The organism is Mycolicibacterium brisbanense (assembly GCF_001570425.1).
In the GTDB taxonomy this organism is placed as follows: domain Bacteria; phylum Actinomycetota; class Actinomycetes; order Mycobacteriales; family Mycobacteriaceae; genus Mycobacterium; species Mycobacterium brisbanense.
Genome location: NZ_BCSX01000024.1, coordinates 363,625 through 383,920 on the forward strand (window position 1 = coordinate 363,625; position 20,296 = coordinate 383,920).

Genomic DNA, 20,296 nt, shown 5'->3' on the forward strand with positions numbered 1-20,296 from the left:
TTTTCACCGATTTTTCGCAGAGGTTTCACGCTCGGGGTAGCGGTGTATCGGCTCATGACTGGAATCCCAACGTCTTCGCGGCCAGTGAGGTCAGAATCTCGGTGGTTCCGCCGCCGATGCCCAGGATGCGCATGTCACGATACTGCCGCTCCACCTCGGACTCGGCCATGTAGCCCATGCCGCCGAACAGCTGGACGGCCTGGTTGGCCACCCATTCGCCGGCCTCGACCGCGGTGTTCTTGGCGAAGCAGACCTCGGTGATCAAATTCGCTTCGCCTGCGAGCTGCCGCTCGACGACGTTGCGCGTGTACACGCGAGCCACGTCGGTACGCCGAGCCATCTCTGCCAGCGTGTTCTGCACCGATTGGCGGGAAATCAATGGCTTGCCGAAAGTTTCGCGGTTGCGGCACCACTCGACGGTCAGGTCCAGACAACGCTGCGCACTGGCATATGCCTGGGCGGCGAGGCCGACCCGTTCGGAGACGAACGCCGCGGCGATCTGGAGAAACCCGGAGTTCTCCGCGCTGACCAGATTGGCCGCGGGCACTCGCACGTCGGTGTAGGACAGCTCGGCGGTATCGCTTGAGCGCCAGCCCATCTTGTCGAGTTTGCGGCTGACCTCGAATCCGGGTGTGCCCTTGTCGACGACGATGAGCGAGACTCCGCCCGCGCCGGGCCCGCCGGTGCGCGCCGCAGTCACGACGTAGTCGGCCCGCACGCCGGAGGTGATGTAGGTCTTGGCGCCGTTGAGGACGTAGTCGTCACCGTCTCGAACGGCACGTGTGGTCAGGTGCCCGACGTCCGAGCCGCCGCCCGGTTCGGTGATGGCCAAGGAACCGATCTTCTCGCCACGCAACGTGGGTTTCACATAGGTCTCGATGAGCCGCTCGTCGCCCGAGGCGATCATGTGCGGCACCGCGATGCCGCAGGTGAAGAGCGAGGCGAACACCCCGCCGGGGGCGCCCGCGTAGTGCATCTCCTCGCAGATGATCACCGCGTCCGCGCCGTCGCCGCCACCGCCGCCGACCGATTCGGGAAAGTTCGCGCCGAGCAGTCCGGCTTCGCCTGCCTTGCGGTGCAATTCGCGGGGGAGTTCGCCGGTGCGCTCCCATTCCGCGACGTTGGGCAGCACCTCGCGCTCGGCGAAGCTGCGCACGGTTTTACGCAGCGCCTCGCGTTCGGGGGTGTTCCAGATGCTCACTTGACGAGTTCCTCCGGGATGTCGATATGACGGCTGCGCAACCACTCGCCCAGCCCCTTGGCTTGCGGATCGAATCGGGCCTGATATGCCACGCCCTGTCCGAGGATGTCTTCGATGACGAAGTTCACGGCCCTTAGATTCGGCAACAGATGCCGGGTGACCGGCAGATCCGCTGTCTCGGGGAGCAATTCACGCAGCGTGTCCACCGTCAACGCATGGGCCAGCCACCGCCACTGCTCATCGGTGCGTACCCACACACCGACATTCGCCGACCCACCCTTGTCGCCGCTGCGGGCCCCGGCGAGGGTGCCGAGCGGTACTCGCCGGGTGGGTCCGGCCGGCAACGGCGCGGGCAATTCCGGTTCGGAAACCGGTGCGACAGAACGTGTCTCGGTGGCCGGTGCGATGTCGACCCGGGTGCCGTCGGCGTGTACCGCGACATGGGGGACGAGGGTCGCATCGACGTAGCCGGGGGTGAACACGCCGTACACCTGACCGTCTCCCGGCGGCGCGGTGGTGGTGAAGCCCGGGTAGCTCGCCAACGCGAGTTCGACTCCCGCCGCGGAGAATTGGCGGCCGACGACGTTGGGGTCCGGGTCGCGGGCCACGCAGTGCAGCAGCGCGCTGGCAGCCTCCTCGGTGTCGGCATCGGGATGGTCGGTGCGGGCCAGCGACCATTCGAGCTCGGCCGGTTTGACCTTCAGGCCCGCTTCCAGCTGACTGCGTACCAGCGCGGCCTTGGTTTCGATGTCGAGTCCGGTCAGCACGAACGTCGCGGCGTTGCGGAAGCCGCCGATGCTGTTCAGTGACACCTTCAGCGTCGGAGGCGGAGCCTCGCCCTTGACGCCGGAGACGCGCACGCGGTTGTCGCCGTCCTGGCTCAACTGCAGCGAGTCGACGCGCAGCGTCACATCGGGATTGGGGTAGCGGGCGCCGCTGATCTCGTAGAGCAGCTGTGCGGTGACGGTGCCGACGCTGACCTGGCCGCCGGTTCCGGGATGCTTGGTGATCACCGACGAGCCGTCGGCGGAGATCTCGGCGAGCGGGAAGCCGGGCCGCTGCAGGTCAGGGATCTCGGTGAAGAACGCGTAGTTGCCGCCCGTGGCCTGGGTGCCGCATTCGATGACGTGGCCCGCGGCGACGGCACCGGCGAGTGCGTCGTAATCGGTTCGGCTCCAACCGAAGTGCGCCGCGGCGGGTCCGACGATCACCGATGCGTCGGTGACCCGGCCGGTGACGACGACGTCGGCGCCGCTGCCCAGGCAGTCGACGATGCCCCAGGCACCCAGATAGGCGTTGGCCGCCAGCGGCGATCCCAGCCCGAGCTCACCGGCCCGGCTCACCAGGTCGTCGCCCTCCACATGTGCGACATTGACGTCGAGACCCAGCCGTTCGGCGAGGGCGCGCACTGCGGTGGCAAGCCCTGCCGGATTCAACCCGCCGGCGTTGGCAACGATCTTGACGCCGTTGTCGAGGGCCAGCCCAAGCGATTCCTCCAACTGCAGCAGGAAGGTCTTGGCGTATCCGCGGTCGGGGTTCTTGGCGCGGTCGCGGGCGAGGATCAGCATGGTGAGCTCGGCGAGGTAGTCGCCGGTCAGATAGTCCAGCTCCCCGCCGGTGAGCATGTCTCGCATCGCGGAGAGCCGGTCCCCGTAGAAACCCGAACAGTTGCCGATGCGTACTGCAGGTGGCACACGTACTCCCGTCGACGCCGATGAGCGACCCAACCAACCGGTAGGTTATCGGGTACCGCCGGTCTCACGTCAAGGGGGCGGGTTCGGGAGTTCGCCCCGGCGCCCCGTGGGCACAGCGTGGCCCGCGCCGCGTCCGGTCGCCGCGATCCCATAGAAATTTCAGCGTTCTCACAGCATGTCGCCGGTTATTTACGCAGGTGACGGCGGCCCCTCTCCTTCAGGTTGCTTGCGTTCGAAAATATGCGTCGTGACCAGGAGTAATCCCGGCCCGTTCATGCCGCAGGATGTCGCCTGAACGCACGCGTGGTGGTCGTCGCCACGCCCTACGGCTGGGGAAGGGAACCGGATGGCCAAGCACCGGGCAATGTCGCCGCACTCGAAGCGGGCACGCACCATTCTGGGCGGAGTCGTCGCAGGCGGAGCGCTGGCCATGATCGCGCCGGCGGGCCTTGCGCAGGCGACGCCGGGCGTCGACAACGCCGCGGGTAGCGAACCGGAGAACGTGAACCACAAGGTCTCGACCATGGCCGACAACGTCGGCCGGCCGGACTTCAAGAACCCGGCGCCGGGCGTGCGGGCGATCCAGACTGTCGGGGACACCGTGTTCAACCAGGGCAGCGACCTCAACACCGCGGTCGACAACTCGGCCCTCGGCGTCCAGTACCACCGGGCGTTCGGTACCCGGGGCACGCTCACCACGGACGAGAGCACGGGGGACGTGTACTACGCCGGCGACGGCAGCAACGGCTACGTCACCGGGATCCTCAACACCGGAACCGGTGGGCGCAACGGTGCCCAGACCATCCCCGGCAAGGTCTATTCGCAGACCGTGGTGATCCGCGAGTGCAACGTCAGCGTCGCCAACCAGACCGGCGTGCCCAGCGGCGTGCGGAGCTGCCGCAGCTAGGTAGGCTTGACGGACGGCGTCCTGCGGCGTCGTCTACGCGGCCTGCTCGTTTTGGAACCGACGCAGGTCAACCGTTACTCTGTAGTGCAATCGTCTGCCGCTGCGGTGCGCGCGGCAACCCCAAGCAAGGAGATGCACGTCATGGCTGTGCCCAAGCGCAGAATGTCGCGCGCGAACACCCGTAGTCGGCGCGCGCAGTGGAAAGCCGAGGCCACCGGCCTGGTCGGTGTCAGTGTCGCGGGTCAGCAGCACAAGGTGCCGCGCCGCCTGTTGAAGGCCGCCCGCCTGGGTCTGCTCGACCTGGATCGCCGACGCTAGGCGTTTTTGCGGCGCGCCTCTCAGGTCAATCTCAGATAGAGCGTTGACACTGTGGCTGTGCGCATACTTGTCGTTGACGATGATCGCGCTGTGCGCGAATCACTGCGGCGGTCGCTTTCCTTCAATGGCTATTCAGTCCAGCTCGCCCAGGATGGGGTCGAAGCTCTCGATCTGATCGCCGATGACCGGCCCGACGCGGTGGTTCTCGATGTGATGATGCCGCGGCTGGATGGTCTTGAAGTCTGCCGGCAGCTTCGCAGCACAGGTGACGATCTACCCATCCTGGTGCTGACGGCCCGCGATTCCGTGTCCGAGCGGGTCGCGGGGCTGGATGCCGGGGCCGACGACTACCTACCCAAGCCTTTCGCGCTTGAGGAGTTGCTCGCGCGGATGCGGGCGTTGCTGCGGCGCACCGTGTCCGACGACGGAGCCGAATCGCAGAAGATGACGTTCTCGGATCTCACGCTGGATCCGGTCACCCGCGAGGTCACCCGCGGCGAACGTCACATCAGCTTGACCCGCACCGAGTTCGCGCTGCTGGAAATGCTGATCGCCAATCCGCGGCGGGTGCTGACCCGCAGCCGCATCCTCGAAGAGGTGTGGGGCTTCGATTTCCCCACCTCGGGCAATGCGCTCGAGGTCTACATCGGTTACCTGCGCCGTAAGACCGAAGCCGACGGCGAGCTGCGGCTCATCCACACCGTCCGCGGCGTCGGCTACGTGCTGCGGGAAACGCCGCCCTGATCGGATGATGTCGCTCAATCCGAACACCTGGCGGCCCGGAACGCTGCCGAATACCAGTTCACTGTCGCTGCGCTGGCGCGTGATGATGCTGGCGATGTCGATGGTGGCGATGGTGGTCGTGCTGATGGCCGTCGCGGTCTACGCCGTGGTGTCCCGCGCGCTCTACGACGACCTGGACAACCAGCTGCACAGCCGGGCCCGGCTGCTCATCGAGAGTGGGTCGCTGGCGGCCGATCCGGGCAAGGCCATCGAGGGCACGGCCTATTCCGACGTCAACGCCATGCTGGTGATCCCGGGTCGCTCCATCTACACGGCCAATCAGGAGGGACAGATGTTGCCCCTCGGGCAGCCGGAGAAGGACGTGATCTCCGGTGAGCTGCTGATGTCGCTGCGCACTGTCAATCACCAGCGGGTGCTCGCGGTGCATCTGGCCAACGGCAGTTCCCTGCTGATCTCCAAGAGCCTGGCGCCGACCGGGCAGGTGCTCAGGCGGTTGGGCACCGTGCTGCTGATCGTCGGCGGGGTCGGTGTCGCCGTGGCTGCGATGGCAGGTGGTGCCGTCGCCAGGGCCGGTCTGCGGCCGGTCGGACGACTCACCGAAGCCGCCGAACGCGTCGCCCGCACCGACGATCTGCGGCCCATTCCGGTCGTCGGCAGTGATGAGCTCGCGCGGCTCACCGAGGCGTTCAACATGATGCTGCGCGCGTTGGCCGAATCGCGGGACAGGCAGGCCAGGCTCGTGTCGGACGCCGGGCATGAACTGCGTACGCCGCTGACCTCCTTGCGCACCAACGTCGAGCTGCTGATGGCCTCGCAGGCCCCCGGGGCGCCGCCGCTGCCCGAGGAGGAGATGGCAGGGCTGCGCGCCGACGTGATCGCGCAGATCGAGGAACTGTCCACGCTGGTCGGCGATCTGGTGGACCTGACGCGGGACGACGCGGGCGGCGTGACCCACGAACCGGTCGACATGGTCGAGGTGGTCGACCGCAGCTTGGAGCGAGTTCGTCGGCGCCGCAACGATATTCAGTTCGACGTCGCGATGACGGGCTGGCAGGTCTACGGCGACGCGCCAGGGTTGGGCCGGGCTGTGCTCAACCTGCTGGACAACGCCGCCAAGTGGAGTCCGCCCGGGGGCCGGGTCACGGTGTCCCTGCGTCAGATCGATCCTGTGCACGCCGAATTGGTGGTGTCCGACCACGGTCCCGGTATCCCGCCCCAAGAACGCCGGCTGGTGTTCGAGCGGTTCTACCGCTCGACGGCCGCGAGGGCGATGCCCGGATCAGGCCTGGGATTGGCCATCGTGCAACAGGTTGTGCTGAAACATGGTGGCGCGCTTCGGATTGACGAAACCGTGCCGGGTGGCGATCCGCCCGGGGCATCGATTCACCTGATCCTGCCCGGCATGCCGCTTCCCGCCGGACTACCCGAGGCTGCCGCGACACACGCCGACGACGCCACCGACGACGATGCGGTGAGCGCAGACAAAAGGTGAGACAGTTAACTACGGCCGGGGATAAATCATGGGTGCAACCAACGGTTCTCTAAGTGGATTCTCAGTTCACCTGGGCAACCTAGGGAACACCTTCTTCGTTTGTTGAGTAGTACGCGAGCCGATAGACCTTCACAAGAGAAGAGCACCGCACCGCCATGACGAACCACCCCAGGTACTCACCACCCCAGCAGCCCGGCCAGGGTCCCGGCGGCGGCGCTCCCGGTTACCAGGGGCAACCCGACCCCTATCAGTCGCAGGCTTATGACTGGCGCTACGCGCGTCAGCAGCCGCCATCGCCGCCTCATCAGCAGCCGCACGCCCATCACCAGCCGCAGCAGCCGGCCTATCGCCCGCCGTATGACCCCTACCGCGTCGCCCCGGCGACACCGCAGGTGGTCGCGCCCGTCAAGAAGCGGGGCAAGGCTGGTCTGGCGGCCGGTGCCCTGGCGCTGGCTGTGGTGTCGGCGGGCATCGGCGGGGGCGTCGCCACCGTCGTCACCCATCAGGACCGCCCGCACCTGGGCGCCGAGTCCAACAGCGCGGCACCGAGCGTGCCTGCCGCCGCCTTGCCCGCCGGCTCGGTGGAGCAGGTGGCCGCCAAGGTCGTGCCCAGCGTGGTCAAGCTGGAAACCGATATGGGCCGGGCCTCTGAAGAGGGGTCGGGCATCATCCTGACCGCCGACGGTCTGATCCTGACCAACAACCACGTCGTCGCTGCCGCCAAGCAAGCGCCGGGCGCCCCCGGCGGCGGCGCGCAGACCAAGGTGACGTTCTCGGACGGCAGCACCAAGCCGTTCACCGTCGTCGGTACCGATCCCAGCAGCGACATCGCCGTGGTCCGGGCGCAGGGCGCATCGGGGCTCACCCCGATCACGCTCGGATCCTCGCAGAACCTGCGGGTCGGCCAGGACGTGGTGGCGGTCGGCTCGCCGCTGGGACTCGAAGGCACGGTGACCACAGGCATCGTCAGTGCGCTCAATCGTCCCGTCGCCGCAGGCGGTGACGCGCGCAACCAGAACACCGTGCTCGACGCCATCCAGACCGACGCCGCGATCAACCCGGGCAACTCGGGCGGCGCGCTGGTCAACATGAACGGCGAGCTCGTCGGGATCAACTCCGCGATCGCGACCATGGGTGGCGATTCCCCGCAGGCCCAGAGCGGATCGATCGGCCTCGGCTTCGCGATCCCGGTCGACCAGGCCAAGCGGATCGCCGACGAGTTGATCCAGAACGGCACGGCGACCCATGCGTCCCTCGGGGTTCAGGTGAGCAATGACGCCACCACCGACGGCGCCAAGATCGTCGAGGTGACCAAGGACGGGGCCGCCGCCGCGGCCGGGTTGCCCAGCGGAGTGGTGGTCACCAAGGTCGACGACCGGGTGATCCCCAGCGCCGACGCACTCGTTGCCGCCGTGCGGTCCAAGGCGCCTGGTGAGAAGGTCACCTTGACCTACCTCGACCAGACTGGCAAACCGCAGACCGTGACCGTGACGTTGGGGAAGGCCGACCAGTGAGGATCCTGACGCCTACTCCGGGACAAGTGTCATTGCGAGTGGCTGCGCCGCTGTCTGCCCGCACATATACGGTTGCAGGCATGGAACAACCAGGGGAGTTGGTGGGGCGGGCACTCGTCATCGTCGTCGACGATCGCACCGCGCACGGCGAGGAGGACCACAGCGGTCCGTTGGTCACCGAATTGCTCGGTGAAACCGGTTTCGTCGTCGATGGCGTCGTGGTCGTCTCGGCCGATGAGGTCGAGATCCGCAACGCGCTGAACACGGCGGTCATCGGTGGTGTGGATCTGGTGGTGTCCGTCGGGGGTACCGGCGTGACGCCGCGCGATGTCACCCCGGAGGCCACGCGCGACATCCTCGACCGCGAGCTGCTCGGTATCGCAGAAGCGCTGCGCGCCTCCGCCCTGTCCGCGGGTATCGCCGATGCCGGGTTGTCACGCGGCCTGGCCGGTATCTCGGGCAGCACGCTGGTGGTGAACCTGGCCGGTTCCCGCTCGGCGGTCCGCGACGGCATGGCCACGCTGGGCCCTCTGGCGGTGCAGATCATCGGACAGTTATCAAGCTTGGACATCTAACCAGCGCGATACGGCGGCCGACGGCCGCCGTTTTCGTTGGAGATGGCAAATGCAATATCGATGGAGCGGTCAGGTTACCGGTCAGTTAATAACTCACCGGCAATAAATGTGATCTTCGTCACAAAGGGGAATGTGGATGACTCATGAGCCCCAGCCGTCACGGCGCCTAGTTAACAAAATTTTCGGGGACACGCTGCCGGAGATCGCTGCGAGCGAGCGCGACGAAGCTTCGCCGGAGGAGGCCGACGAGCACGACCGGTGGCTTCGGAGCAATATTCCGCCTCATCACGGTTGAGCTGTGTTGGCACAGTGAACGCCGTAAATGCACGGTCAACAGTGTGATCTGGCTCAACTTCCGTTAGCGAAGCGAACTACGTCACAGCATTGCCGGGCAGCGCGAACGCCCCTGCCCCTGCGCACTTGAGCATCTGTTCACCCGAACTCAGCAAACTTTTGTCGCCCATCTGCTGACGTGCCTGCAGATTAGCGCCTGCGTTGCCGGTCGGATGCCTCCCCGTTATGTTCCTCGTGTCAACGATGAGCGAAACGTAAGGACAAGGTGTGACCCTTCTAATCCGGGTCACATCACTGGTCTTGCCGGGAGCGCGACCGCAGTCGGTCGGGCGCCCCTACAACGACATAGCTAGGGAGAACATGAAGGCATTGAGTCGGGTGCTGACCGCGCTGGTGGTTGCGATGGCAGGTGCCTTCGCGACCCTGTTCGTGAGCACCGGTACCGCGCACGCAGGTCTGGACAATGAGCTGAGCCTGGTCGACGGCCAGGATCGGACCCTGACGGTCCAGCAGTGGGACACGTTCCTCAACGGTGTGTTCCCGCTCGACCGCAACCGCCTGACCCGTGAGTGGTTCCACTCCGGTCGCGCCAAGTACCACGTCGAAGGCCCCGGCGCCGCCGACTTCGCCGGCACCCTGGAGCTGGGCTACCAGATCGGCTTCCCGTGGTCGCTGGGTGTGGGCATCAACTTCAGCTACACCACGCCCAACATCCTGCTCGACGACACCAACATCAACCCGCTCTCGGCCGGCTTCAACCCGCTGGGCTCGGTCATCACCCCGAACCTGTTCCCCGGCGTGTCGATCTCGGCGGACCTGGGTAACGGCCCGGGCATCCAGGAGGTCGCGACCTTCTCCGTGGACGTCAAGGGCCCGGCTGGCGGTGTGGCGGTGTCCAACGCGCACGGCACCGTGACCGGCGCGGCCGGCGGCGTGCTGCTGCGTCCGTTCGCCCGCCTGATCGCCTCCACCGGTGACAGCGTCACCACCTACGGCGAACCCTGGAACATGAACTGACATCTCCCAGGACACACGAAGCGGCCCCCGGATTCCTCCGGGGGCCGCTCTCGTCTTCGGGGTAGGTTCCGGCTAGGACGGCTTGTTCTCGCCGTTCTGCTTGGCCTGTGCGGCGAGCAGGTCGCGGATCTCGGTCAGCAGTTCCGCCTCGGTCGCGTCGGGCTCGGGCGCGGGGCTGCGGCTGCGCCACGCGTTGTACGGCATGACGATCAGGAAGTACACGACCGCCGCGATCAGCACGAAGTTGATGGCCGCCGACAGCAGGATGTTCAGATCGATGGCCTGATCGCCACCGATGGGGATCCGCAGGATGCCGTAGTCGGATTCTTTGCCCGCGCCGATGCGGTTGATCAGTGGGGTGATGATGCTGTCGGTGAATTTCGTGACGAGCGCGGTGAACGCGGTACCGATGACCACAGCTACCGCCAGGTCGACGATATTGCCGCGCATCATGAACTCTTTGAAGCCTTTTAACATGCGGGGACCCTTCCTGCAGTGACGATGGTTTGTGCAGACAAGCGAACACTAACCGAGGTGCGCAGGTGTCAGCAGAGTTCAGTCGTCGCTGCTGTGCACCGCTAATGCAACACAACGGTCACGGCAGCGACCAGGCTTGCTGCGGCCACATCGTTGGCGGGCCGTGCGGGCAGGGCCACCAATGCGACCCGCTCGCCGCCGCCCTTGGGCTTCTCTGACACCAGAACCACCACGGCATCCGTGGCGATCACCCGCGGCCGGGATTCGTCGTTGTCGCCCGCGGTGAGCACGTCGACCACGTCGCCTGGCCGGATCAGGTCGAGCACGGCGGTGTCCTGCAGTTGCAGCGGCACGATTCTGGCGTCCGGCCCCGCGGCCGACTCGGTCAGCCGGGGACCGAGCAGGCGCACGTCGGTCAGCACTTCTCCGCGGCGGGCGGGTCCGGCGACCGTGGCGCCGATCAGTGCCGTGAGGTCGGTCTGGGCGCCGTCGGGCAGGGTGTCGGAGCTACGGCTCTCCATCCGGACGTCCTCGGCGGTCAGCGTCACGCCCGGTGTCAGGTCATGGGCGGCCACCGCGATTTCGGCCTGGTCACCTCTCGGATCAGCGCGCACGGCGGCGACGGCGGCAAGCACCACCAGAGCGGCGGCCGCGACGCGCCTGGCGGCGACCGTGCGCGTCCAGTCGGGACGCAGCGCAGCGGTCAGCCGGCGCAGTGCCGAAGGATTGAGGGATTCGGCCATGGCGTCACCGTAGGCGCCGCGATGCGACGCCGGAACAGTGTTGCGGCCGACCTGTGGATAACTCGGCGGATCAGCTCGACGCGGCGGCGGCCGGGGCGGAGCTGGAACTGCTCGACGAGCTGCTCGAGCTGCTGGAGGACGACGCCGACGACGAGGCCTTCTCCGACGAGCTGGAACTCTCCGAGCTCTTGGCCGAACCGTTGGACGAGCTCTTGCCCGACTCCCGGTTGTCGGTGCGGTAGAAACCGCTGCCCTTGAACACCACTCCCACCGAGCCGAACAGCTTGCGCAGCTTGCCGGAGCACTTCGGGCAGGTCGTCAGCGCATCGTCGCTGAACGCCTGCACCGCATCGAACCGGTTGCCGCACTCGGTGCATGCATAGGAATAGGTAGGCACGAAAACCTCCGACTAAGTCAATCTCGTTAGCACTCTACCGGCTTAAGTGCTAGAACCGCTATGCGGGTCGGGTCATTCCCGCCCGCCGACGCGTGCGCGCGGATGCCTGACGGTGATCCGCACGGTCCGCGCGGCGCTCGGAGCGGCACGGACATGCCGGGCGGTCGAGCGGAAGCGGACGATGTCCGACGGGCTCGGCGGTTGTTAGGCCTTGGCGGCCAAGGCTTTTCGATCGCGGCCCGACTCTCCCGCGATGATGAGTGCGCCGACCGTCATGATCGCCCATGCACCCGATTTCGGAACCATCACCCCGAGGAGGCCGGCCCACGCCACGATCACCCAGCCGAGCCAGGCGGGAACCGGGTGTCCTCGGCGGGTCATGTGCAGGACGAGCTGTCCGATCAACCCGAGCGGGACCCCGAAACTGCCGGGGCTGAACCAGAATGCCTCGGCGACCGCGACGCGATCGGGTGGCGGATCCAGTGTCACGGTGTTCGCCACGCCTTCGTCGAGGACCTGGGACCACACGGCTCTGCGTTTCACGGCCGCTGCCGCGACATGAAAACCGCCGCCGGCCACGGCCAGCCGACCGCCCCAGGCGGTAATGTTTCGGTTGTTCACATTGAAGGATGTTAATGACGTTCACATCTGGTCGCAAGACCTATCACCACGGTGACCTGCGCCGAGCGCTGATCGTCGAGGCGCGCGCGCTGCTCGCGGAAACCGGGACCACGGGGGTCACATTGCGTGCGGTGGCCGCCCGGGCGGGGGTGTCGCCTGCCGCTTCATATCGGCATTTCGCCGACAAGGAGGCGCTGCTGGCCGCCGTCGCCGCGCAGGGGTTCGACGATCTGACCGCCAAGGCGAAACTGGTCCGCAGCCAAGGGGCGCCCGGCATCCCGACCCTGCACCGCATGACCTGTGCCTACATCGATTTCGCGATGGCCGAACACGCCCTGTACCGCCTGATGCGCGGCCCTGAGCTGAGTGATCGGACGCGGCATCCCGAACTCGCCGAGGCCGAGGAGCGGTTGCGGCTGCAGGCGCAGGAGGCTCTGCGCGATGCCCGCGATGCCGGTGAGATCGCCGACTTGCCGTTGGAGGACGTCACGCTCACCATTCACCTGATGATGCACGGACTGGCTGTCGCGGCCGGCGACGGGCAGGTTCCCGACACCAGCGCGACAGCCCTGTCCGAGCGGGTCATGACAGTTCTCGACGCCGGGCTACGCCCGAGGCGCGATCAGCGGCGCGGCACGATCATCACCGGCACCGGCGCGTGACGCAAGATCTTCGCCGCGGCCGAGCCGAGGAACACCTGCGCCGATTGGGCAGCCGCCCCAGACCCGAGCACGAGCATGTCCCCGGCCTCCCACGACACGCTCTCCACCGCCGCGTTCCAGTCGTGTCCCGCGCCGACAACCACGTCGACGTCCGGAACCGTCATGTGCTCACGAATATCGTTGAGCTGCTTGGTGATATCGGCGACGGTGCGCCGTGTCCACTGCTCCACCACCAGATCCTCGGCCGACGATTCGATGATGCCGCGGAACGCCTTGGTGTTGCGTACCGTGAACGACACGATGCGCAGCTTCGCCGACCATTTCTCCGCCAGTTCGGCGGCGGCCGGGATGAGGCCGTTGATGTCGGCCTCGCCGCCGTAGGACGCGGTGAGCCTGCGGATCCGCCCGGCGTTCTGCGGGTAGCCCCGGGGCGCGATGGCTACCGGTACCTCTGCGGTGTGCACGAGCCGTTCGGTGACGCTGCCCAGCGCGACCCGGCCCAGCAGGCCCGTGGACGACGACCCGACCACCACCAGGTTGACCTGATTGGCCACTGCCAGCTCGATCAAACCCGTTGGTACGGAACTGGACTGGTGAACCGTGGTCGGAATGTCGACGTCCTTGGGCAGCCCCGCCACGGCGCGGTCCAGCGACTGGGTGGCCTGCGTCGTGATGTACCGCAGGTACTCGTCCTCGACCGGGTCGCCCCTGGGCGGCCACGGCCGTTCCACCACGGCTGCCGCGACCACCTTGTCCCCGGTCGTGCGGGCGAGCTGTGCGGCCAGGTTCAGCGGGGCGCTGCCGTGACTGCTCGCGCTGAAGGCGGCCAGGATGGTCACGACGCGGGTTCCTGTGCCGCGGTCCGCGCCACCACGTGGGTGACGGGGATCTGGTGCTCGGCGCGGGCGCGGTCGACCACGTCGAAGCGATCCCACACCGAATCCTCCGGCGGCAGTGTCGAGATCACGATCTGGTCGGGATGGAACGCATCGACGGCTGCCGACAGGGCACGCAGCGGGCGGTAGTCGCCCAGCTCGCCGTTGGCGTCGAGGTCGTCGGCGCGCAGCGTCTGCAGCGTGTCGTCAAGCCGTTGCTGGGCAACCTGTTTCGTCGCCTCCCAGACGTCCAGCGGTCCATGGCTGGCCGCGGCGCCGGTCTCGATGGGGCTGGCGGGCACCACCACGTAGTAGGTGGCTTCCCGGTCGGCGCCGATGCGGCGCAGCTCGTCGAGCAACTCGCTGGACTGCACCGTCTGATTGGCCAGCACCAGCACCCTGTGCGGATGCTCGGTGGGTGCGACGCCGGCCACCTCCGGCCTGGTGCTCAGGTACCACCGGTTGGCCACGTACAGCACGATCACCACGGCCCACGACAGCAGGCTCAAGGTCAGTGCGCTGCGGTTGTCGCCGCCCTGGATGAACATCTGCACCAGGATCGCGAAGATGCCTGCCGCGGTGAGGATCGACAGGATCGGGAACAGCCACATCTTCACCTTGAGCTTGTCCGGCGACGTGCGGTACCGCAGCACGATCTGTGACACCGCGATGAGCAGGTAGACGAACAGGATCACCGCGCCGCTGGAATTCAGCAGGAACGCGAAGATGGTGTCCGGCCAGAAGGCCGCCGCGATGACGCACAGCAGGCCGATCACCGACGAGGTCAGGATCGCCGCGGCGGGAACCCCGCGTCGGGTGACCGAGACCAGTTGCGGCGGCGCCTCGCGGCGGGCGGCCAACACGAACAGCATCCGCGACGCGGTGTACATGCCGGAGTTCAGGCAGCTCAACACGGCGGTGAGCACCACGGCGTTCATGATGTGGTCGGCGTAGGGGATGCCCATCTCGGTGAACGCCGACACGAACGGGGATGCCGCGACCTGCTTGCTGTTCCACGGCAGGATCGTCACGAGCAGGAACGCCGAACCGACGAAGAAGATCGCGATACGCAGGATCACGGAGTTGGCGGCCTTGGCCACGGCACGTTCCGGATCGGAGGATTCGGCGGCCGCGATGGTCGCGATCTCGGCGCCGACCATCGAGAAGATCACCGTGACGACGCCGACCGTGACGGCTGCCGGGCCCAGCGGGAAGAAGCCGCCGTGCGACGTCAGGTTCGAGAAGTCCATCGACTTGTGCGGCCAGATCCCGAAGACGAAAAACCCGCCCAGCACCAGGAACACGATGATCGCGGCGACCTTGACACCGGCGAACCAGAACTCGAACTCGCCGAACGACGACACCGAGAACAGGTTGGTCGCCGTCATCGCGACCAGCAGCAGCAACGCCGTCAGCCAGATCGGGGCGGCCGGGATCCAGTACCGGATGATCTTGGCCCCTGCGATCGCCTCGAAGCCCACGACGACGACCCAGAAGTACCAGTAGAGCCAGCCGACCGAGAAGCCCGCCCAGTTGCCCATCGCGTTGCGCGCATAGTCCGCGAACGAACCGGTGGACGGATTGGCCACCGCCATCTCGGCAAGCATCCGCATGACCATGATGATCAGCACGCCGGCAAGGGCATACGTGATGAAGGAGCCGGGGCCGGTGTCCTTGATGACGACGCCGGACCCGACGAACAGGCCCGCGCCGATGACGCCTCCGATTGCGATCATTCTCAGCTGTCGCTGGCTGAGCGCCTTTTTCAGCGCTGGTGCTTCACCCATTACTGACTCTTCCACGAGAAGTGATTCATGTCACAAGCTGGTAGAAGAGGAACGCTATTCCTTTGGGTGGCAATTGATGGCTGAAATTGGGGTCGAAATTGTCCGAAAGTTTCCCCGTGCCTTCAGACAGCTGTCGGACGGCCTCCGCCCGGAGTGTGGGGCCGGTACAACCCGGCAAAGCGGGCCAGCCGGATGCCGAGCATCAGCTCGAACCGGATCTCGCCGTCACCCAGATCGCCGCCGACGGCCTCGGTCAGTTTCTCCAGCCGGTAATACAGCGTGGAGCGGTGCAGGTAGAGCTCCTCGGCGGTGCGCCGCGCATCGCCACCGGTGCCCAGGTACACCTCCAGGGTGTGGACGAGGTCGTCGCGACGTGCGTCGATCAGCGCGACGATGCCCGGGTGGATCAGCTCGATGAGCCGGTCGGGACCGTAAGCCTCGGCCAGCAGCGCCAGGGTTCTCCAGGACCCCAGCTTCGACCATGCCGTGACCTGCTGATCGGATGCGCCGATCTGCCCCAGCCGCAACGCCGTGCGGGCTTGCCGCAGCGCGACGGCGGCCTGCGTGATCGGCAGCCGCTCGGCCGACGCGCCGATGGCAGGCCGGATGCCGTAGCTGGCGGCGACCGCGTCGGCGACGATGTCGGCCGCGGTGTCGACGACGTCGAGGCTCGGAGCAGGGGAGGGGATGACAGCCGCACGACGCGCCACCGCGAGCACCGTCGTCGGCGTGCCGGTGACGGTGAACCACTGTCGTGACCGGTCGGTCGCGGCCAGCCGCAGCCGCAACGCCATGGTGTGGTCGACGGGATCGCCTGCGCCGGGCGCGCCTGGCTCGAACACGAACACGCTCACGGTGCTGTCGGGGTGGGCCATATCTCTGGCCTGCAGTTCCCGCACGGCCTGCTCGGCCTGCTCGCCGGGCGAGGCACTGAGCAATCGCATCAGCACCGTCTGTTGGGCGGATTCCTCGGCGCGCAGCGTCGCATTGCGCCGGTCGAGGATGGCTAACAGGTCGGCACCGGCCTGCTCGGCCAGCCGCTGGCCTTCGGCGGGCAACGCCCCGTCGCGGTCGAGTATCCACAGGTAGCCGAAGCGTTCGGTCGCGGTGCGCACGGGCACGCAGTACCGGGGCACCAACCCGTGCTGCGGGAAGGCCGGGGTCCACATGGCCGAGTTCGCGGTGCCGATGCCGACGCCGAACAGGTCGGCCTTGACCTCGGCGCGCGTCTCGCGCAGCAGCACGCTGTGCACGCGGACATCGTCGAGTTCACCGAGCTGGCGACTATGGGTGATGGGCTGCAGCTCCTCGTCGTCGAGCAGCACGGCCCGGCCCAGGGTCTGGGCGAGCACATCGACGATCAGCTGCATGCGGGCGCTGAAGTCAGCGGTCACCGGCTCGGGCACCCGCTGATTGTCGTGCAGCTCACCGGGCAAGGAGCGCGACACCCCCTTTCGGCGTCATCACGTGCGTCATCCGGATGTCGTGGGGCTCGGCGGGCAGTTCGTCGAGCAGTTCGTCGTCACGCACCACGGCGACCAGTTTCGTCCCCGCCCGCACCGAATCCAGGGTGCGGTCGTAGAAGCCGGCGCCCCGCCCCAGCCGCGCGCCGGATCGGTCCACCGCCAGCGCAGGCACCAGGATTATGGCGGCTTGATTCACCGTTTCGGCGGGTAAATAGGGAGGTGCGGGTTCGCGCAATCCGAAATCTGCGGACTGCAGGGTGCCAGGCTGATAATCGGCCCACTGCAGCGGCAGCGGAACTCCGTCGGCGCCGTTGCGGGCCACGGGGAGCAGCACCCGGCTGCCGAGTTCGAGCAACCGATCAAGGAGAGCGATGGAGCCCGGTTCGGAACCGACGGGTACGTACGCACACACAGTCTGGCCGGGGTCGACGACACCGGGTAGCCAGCCGCACAGCGCCTCGGCCTCTGCGGCATGTAACTCCCTCGGTATCGCGCGTCGCGCCCGCAGGAGCGCGGCTCGTAGCTCGCTCTTCGTCGGTGGGGTCACAACCTCCACCATTTCAGAACGCGCGTTAGGGTGTGAATGATGACCACGTCTGCGAAGCCGCCTGTGCTGCCTATTCCCTACACGGCGGTCGTTCCGGCTGCGGGCCTGGGGACACGGTTTCTCCCCGCCACCAAGACGGTGCCGAAAGAACTGCTGCCGGTGGTCGACACGCCCGGCATCGAACTGGTCGCCGCGGAAGCGGCCGAGGCCGGTGCCGAACGGCTGATCATCGTCACCTCAGAAGGTAAGGACAGCGTCGTCGCGCACTTCGTCGAGGACCTGGTGCTGGAGGGCACGCTGGCGGCCCGCGGCAAGGTGAAGATGCTCGAGAAGGTGCGTCGGGCGCCCGCTCTGATCAAGGTGGAATCGGTCGTGCAGGCCGAGCCGCTCGGATTGGGCCACGCCGTCAGCTGTGTCGAGGCGAGCCTGCATCCCGACGAAGACGCCATCTCCGTGCTCCTGCCCGACGACCTGGTGCTGCCGACGGGCGTGCTGGAGACGATGTCGCGGGCACGGTCCAAGCGCGGCGGCTCGGTGCTGTGCGCCATCGAGGTGCCCGGCGACGACATCAGCGCCTACGGCGTATTCGACGTCGAGCCTGTCGCCGACTCGACCAATCCGAACGTGCTGCGGGTCAAGGGCATGGTCGAGAAGCCCAAGCCCGAGGATGCCCCGTCGCACTATGCTGCGGCCGGCCGCTATGTGCTGGACCGGGCGATTTTCGATGCCCTGCGCCGGGTTCCGCGTGGAGTGGGCGGCGAGATCCAGCTCACCGACGCCATCGCGCTGTTGATCGAGGAAGGTCATCCGGTGCATGTGGTGGTGCACCGCGGAGCTCGACACGACCTGGGAAATCCCGGCGGCTACCTGATGGCTGCGGTTGACTTTGCGTTGGAACGCGACGACTACGGCCCCGAGTTGCGGCGGTGGTTGGTCGAACGGTTGGGTCTGGCCGAGCAATAAGAGCCGCGCGTCGGGCCCGGTAGAGACGGGATAGGAAGGCGTGTTGTGCGTTCGGTGGAGGAGCAGCAGGCCAGGGTGGCCGCCGCCGCGGTGGCGCCTCGGCCGGTGCGGGTGGCCATAGCCGAAGCGCAGGGGCTGATGTGCGCGGAAGAGGTCGTGACCGAGCGGCCGATGCCGGGATTCGACCAGGCCGCCATCGACGGGTACGCGGTGCGCAGCGTCGACGTTCTCGGCGTGAGCGACGACGGCGACGCGGACGAGAGCAGCAACGGTGAGATCAGCCTGCCGGTCATGGGTTTGATCGAAGCGGGCGCACGGACACCCAGCCGGTTGCAGCCGCGCCAGGCGGCTCGAGTGCAGACCGGTGCGCCCATGCCGACGCTGGCCGACGCCGTCCTGCCGCTGCGGTGGACCGATGGCGGGCAGAACCGCGTGCGGGTGCTGCGGGGTGTGCGGTCCGGCGCCTACGTGCGGCGTACCGGCGACGACGTGCAACCCGGTGACGTCGCGGTGCGGGCAGGCACCATCATCGGGCCCGCACAGGTCGGCCTGCTTGCCGCGGTCGGGCGCGACCGGGTGCTGGTGCATCCGCGCCCGCGGCTGTCCGTGATGTGTGTCGGCGGTGAGCTCGTCGACGTCTCCCGCACACCCGGCACCGGCCAGGTCTACGACGTCAACTCCTATGCGCTGGCAGCGGCCGGGCGCGACGCCGGAGCCGAGGTGAACCGCGTCGGCATCATCAGCACCGATCCCGGCGAACTGCGGGAAACCGTTGAAGGCCAAGTGAATCGGAACGAGATCGTGGTGATCGCCGGCGCGGTCGGCGGGGCCGCGGCCGAGAGCGTGCGTACGGTGCTCGCCGAGCTGGGCGAGATGGAGGTGGCCCGCATCGCCATGCATCCGGGTTCGGTGCAGGGCTTCGGGCAGCTGGGTCGCGATCGGGTGCCCGTGTTCCTGCTGCCCGCCAATCCGGTGAGCGCGCTTGTCGTGTTCGAGGTGATGGTGCGTCCGCTGATCCGCTTGTCGCTGGGTAAACGCCAGCCCATGCGGCGTGTGGTGCAGGCCCGCACCCTGTCGCCGATCAGCTCGGTGGCCGGGCGCACGGGATATCTGCGCGGCCAGTTGATGCGCGATCAGGACAGTGGTGAATACCTCGTGCAGGCCCTCGGGGGCACGCCGGGCGCGTCCACCCACCTGCTGGCAACGCTGGCCGAGGCCAACTGTCTGGTCGTCGTCCCCAGCGAAGCCGAACAGATCCGCACCGGCGAGACCGTCGATGTCGCATTCCTGGCCCAGCGCGGCTGAACATGACCCTCTTTCGCTCGGGTGGGATCCACCCCGGTTGGCCCGACCCACTCGGCCCGCTGCGGGTGCCCGCGGGCGTGGTGAAGCTACGTCCGGTGCGGTTGCGTGACGCGGCGGTGTGGAGCCGCATCAGGCTCGCCGACCGAGATCACCTGGAACCGTGGGAGCCGGTATCCGGTGCGGATTGGACTGTGCGCCATGCTGTTTCGTCATGGCCGGCGGTGTGCTCGGGGCTGCGAGCCGAGGCCAGGAAGGGCCGCATGCTGCCGTATGTGATCGAGCTGGACGGGCAGTTCGCCGGTCAGCTCACCATCGGCAACGTCACGCACGGGGCGCTGCGCTCGGCGTGGATCGGGTACTGGGTGGCCAGCGAGAAGACCGGCGGCGGCATCGCCACCGGGGCGTTGGCACTGGGCCTCGACCATTGTTTTGCCGGGGTGCGGTTGCACCGCGTCGAGGCGACCGTGCGGCCGGAGAACGCGATCAGCCGGGCGGTGCTGGCGCGGGTCGGCTTCCGCGAAGAGGGCCTGCTGCGGCGCTACCTGGAGGTCGACGGCGCGTGGCGGGATCATCTGCTCGTCGCGATCACCGTCGATGAAATGAAGGAATCGGCCGCGCAGGCGTTGGTCCGCGCCGGCCGGGCGAGCTGGGCCTGACTGCCTTTTCGTTGAGATTGCACTCAGGGTCGCGGCCCCAG

Annotated in this window: 21 protein-coding genes; 11 read left to right on the forward strand and 10 right to left on the reverse strand. The window is 67.4% G+C overall.

Going from position 1 to position 20,296, the window contains the following annotated elements:
- Positions 1–52 precede the first annotated feature (52 nt).
- Together RMCB_RS14455 and RMCB_RS14460 are read right to left on the reverse strand one after the other, a co-directional pair.
- The gene (locus tag RMCB_RS14455; RefSeq protein ID WP_062829303.1) at positions 53–1,201 is read right to left on the reverse strand and encodes an acyl-CoA dehydrogenase family protein; all 1,149 of its coding nucleotides are present in this window, start codon (positions 1,199–1,201) and stop codon (positions 53–55) included.
- The gene (locus RMCB_RS14460) at positions 1,198–2,895 is read right to left on the reverse strand and encodes an acyclic terpene utilization AtuA family protein (protein WP_072278473.1); all 1,698 of its coding nucleotides are present in this window, start codon (positions 2,893–2,895) and stop codon (positions 1,198–1,200) included. The genes RMCB_RS14455 and RMCB_RS14460 overlap by 4 nt, the downstream gene beginning before the upstream one ends.
- Before the next feature lie 346 nt (positions 2,896–3,241).
- Here RMCB_RS14460 and RMCB_RS14465 point away from each other — a divergent pair, with 346 nt between their 5' ends.
- From RMCB_RS14465 to RMCB_RS14495, 7 genes are all read left to right on the forward strand, one after another.
- The gene (locus RMCB_RS14465; RefSeq protein ID WP_062829304.1) at positions 3,242–3,802 is read left to right on the forward strand and encodes a hypothetical protein; all 561 of its coding nucleotides are present in this window, start codon (positions 3,242–3,244) and stop codon (positions 3,800–3,802) included.
- Between the two features lie 141 nt (positions 3,803–3,943).
- Positions 3,944–4,120, forward strand: coding sequence for a 50S ribosomal protein L32 (rpmF, locus tag RMCB_RS14470; protein ID WP_029374188.1), 177 nt, complete (start codon positions 3,944–3,946; stop codon positions 4,118–4,120).
- A gap of 57 nt (positions 4,121–4,177) precedes the next feature.
- Positions 4,178–4,864 carry a response regulator transcription factor gene (locus tag RMCB_RS14475; RefSeq protein WP_062829547.1) on the forward strand — a complete coding sequence of 229 codons (687 nt, stop codon included), beginning with the start codon at positions 4,178–4,180 and terminating at the stop codon, positions 4,862–4,864.
- Positions 4,865–4,871: 7 nt separating this feature from the next.
- On the forward strand, positions 4,872–6,356 hold the full coding sequence (locus RMCB_RS14480; RefSeq protein WP_062829548.1) for a HAMP domain-containing sensor histidine kinase: 1,485 nt from the start codon (positions 4,872–4,874) through the stop codon (positions 6,354–6,356).
- A 155-nt stretch (positions 6,357–6,511) separates the two neighbouring features.
- Positions 6,512–7,870 carry a S1C family serine protease gene (locus RMCB_RS14485; RefSeq protein ID WP_029374185.1) on the forward strand — a complete coding sequence of 453 codons (1,359 nt, stop codon included), beginning with the start codon at positions 6,512–6,514 and terminating at the stop codon, positions 7,868–7,870.
- A gap of 32 nt (positions 7,871–7,902) precedes the next feature.
- Positions 7,903–8,445 carry a MogA/MoaB family molybdenum cofactor biosynthesis protein gene (locus tag RMCB_RS14490; RefSeq protein ID WP_072278485.1) on the forward strand — a complete coding sequence of 181 codons (543 nt, stop codon included), beginning with the start codon at positions 7,903–7,905 and terminating at the stop codon, positions 8,443–8,445.
- A 654-nt stretch (positions 8,446–9,099) separates the two neighbouring features.
- Positions 9,100–9,756 (forward strand): porin MspA, encoded by a 657-nt coding sequence (locus RMCB_RS14495; RefSeq protein WP_062829305.1) that lies wholly within the window; start codon positions 9,100–9,102, stop codon positions 9,754–9,756.
- A 72-nt stretch (positions 9,757–9,828) separates the two neighbouring features.
- On the opposite strand, the gene mscL is transcribed toward RMCB_RS14495, so the two are convergent.
- From mscL to RMCB_RS14515, 4 genes are all read right to left on the reverse strand, one after another.
- Positions 9,829–10,233, reverse strand: a complete 405-nt coding sequence (gene mscL / locus RMCB_RS14500) for a large-conductance mechanosensitive channel protein MscL (RefSeq protein ID WP_051243936.1) — start codon at positions 10,231–10,233, stop codon at positions 9,829–9,831.
- 101 nt (positions 10,234–10,334) lie between these two features.
- Positions 10,335–10,976 carry an SAF domain-containing protein gene (locus tag RMCB_RS14505; RefSeq protein ID WP_062829306.1) on the reverse strand — a complete coding sequence of 214 codons (642 nt, stop codon included), beginning with the start codon at positions 10,974–10,976 and terminating at the stop codon, positions 10,335–10,337.
- Between the two features lie 70 nt (positions 10,977–11,046).
- Positions 11,047–11,373, reverse strand: coding sequence for an FmdB family zinc ribbon protein (locus RMCB_RS14510; protein WP_072278474.1), 327 nt, complete (start codon positions 11,371–11,373; stop codon positions 11,047–11,049).
- A gap of 204 nt (positions 11,374–11,577) precedes the next feature.
- Complete coding sequence (locus RMCB_RS14515; protein WP_062829308.1) at positions 11,578–11,994, reverse strand: DUF6463 family protein; 417 nt, start codon at positions 11,992–11,994, stop codon at positions 11,578–11,580.
- Positions 11,995–12,008: 14 nt separating this feature from the next.
- Between RMCB_RS14515 and RMCB_RS14520 the strand changes: the two genes are divergently transcribed.
- A complete protein-coding gene (locus RMCB_RS14520; RefSeq protein WP_062829309.1) occupies positions 12,009–12,656 on the forward strand; it encodes a TetR/AcrR family transcriptional regulator in 648 nt (215 codons plus the stop codon).
- Here RMCB_RS14520 and RMCB_RS14525 read toward each other — a convergent pair.
- From RMCB_RS14525 to RMCB_RS14540, 4 genes are all read right to left on the reverse strand, one after another.
- Entirely contained in the window at positions 12,617–13,495 is an 879-nt protein-coding gene (locus RMCB_RS14525; RefSeq protein ID WP_062829310.1) for a universal stress protein, read from the reverse strand. The two genes, RMCB_RS14520 and RMCB_RS14525, sit on opposite strands and share 40 nt — an antisense overlap.
- Positions 13,492–15,318 carry an amino acid permease gene (locus RMCB_RS14530; protein WP_029370649.1) on the reverse strand — a complete coding sequence of 609 codons (1,827 nt, stop codon included), beginning with the start codon at positions 15,316–15,318 and terminating at the stop codon, positions 13,492–13,494. Before RMCB_RS14530 ends, RMCB_RS14525 begins: the two co-directional genes overlap by 4 nt.
- 122 nt (positions 15,319–15,440) lie before the next feature.
- On the reverse strand, positions 15,441–16,724 hold the full coding sequence (locus RMCB_RS14535) for a PucR family transcriptional regulator (protein ID WP_131805528.1): 1,284 nt from the start codon (positions 16,722–16,724) through the stop codon (positions 15,441–15,443).
- Between the two features lie 19 nt (positions 16,725–16,743).
- Positions 16,744–17,343, reverse strand: a complete 600-nt coding sequence (locus RMCB_RS14540; RefSeq protein ID WP_109784283.1) for a 5-formyltetrahydrofolate cyclo-ligase — start codon at positions 17,341–17,343, stop codon at positions 16,744–16,746.
- 27 nt (positions 17,344–17,370) lie between these two features.
- Here RMCB_RS14540 and RMCB_RS14545 point away from each other — a divergent pair, with 27 nt between their 5' ends.
- The 3 genes from RMCB_RS14545 to RMCB_RS14555 are packed head-to-tail and all read left to right on the forward strand — an operon-like array spanning position 17,371 to position 20,255.
- A complete protein-coding gene (locus RMCB_RS14545; protein WP_029370652.1) occupies positions 17,371–18,294 on the forward strand; it encodes a UTP--glucose-1-phosphate uridylyltransferase in 924 nt (307 codons plus the stop codon).
- A gap of 45 nt (positions 18,295–18,339) precedes the next feature.
- A complete protein-coding gene (gene glp, locus RMCB_RS14550; RefSeq protein ID WP_029370653.1) occupies positions 18,340–19,599 on the forward strand; it encodes a molybdotransferase-like divisome protein Glp in 1,260 nt (419 codons plus the stop codon).
- Between the two features lie 2 nt (positions 19,600–19,601).
- Positions 19,602–20,255 (forward strand): GNAT family N-acetyltransferase, encoded by a 654-nt coding sequence (locus RMCB_RS14555; protein ID WP_062829312.1) that lies wholly within the window; start codon positions 19,602–19,604, stop codon positions 20,253–20,255.
- Positions 20,256–20,296 lie beyond the last annotated feature (41 nt).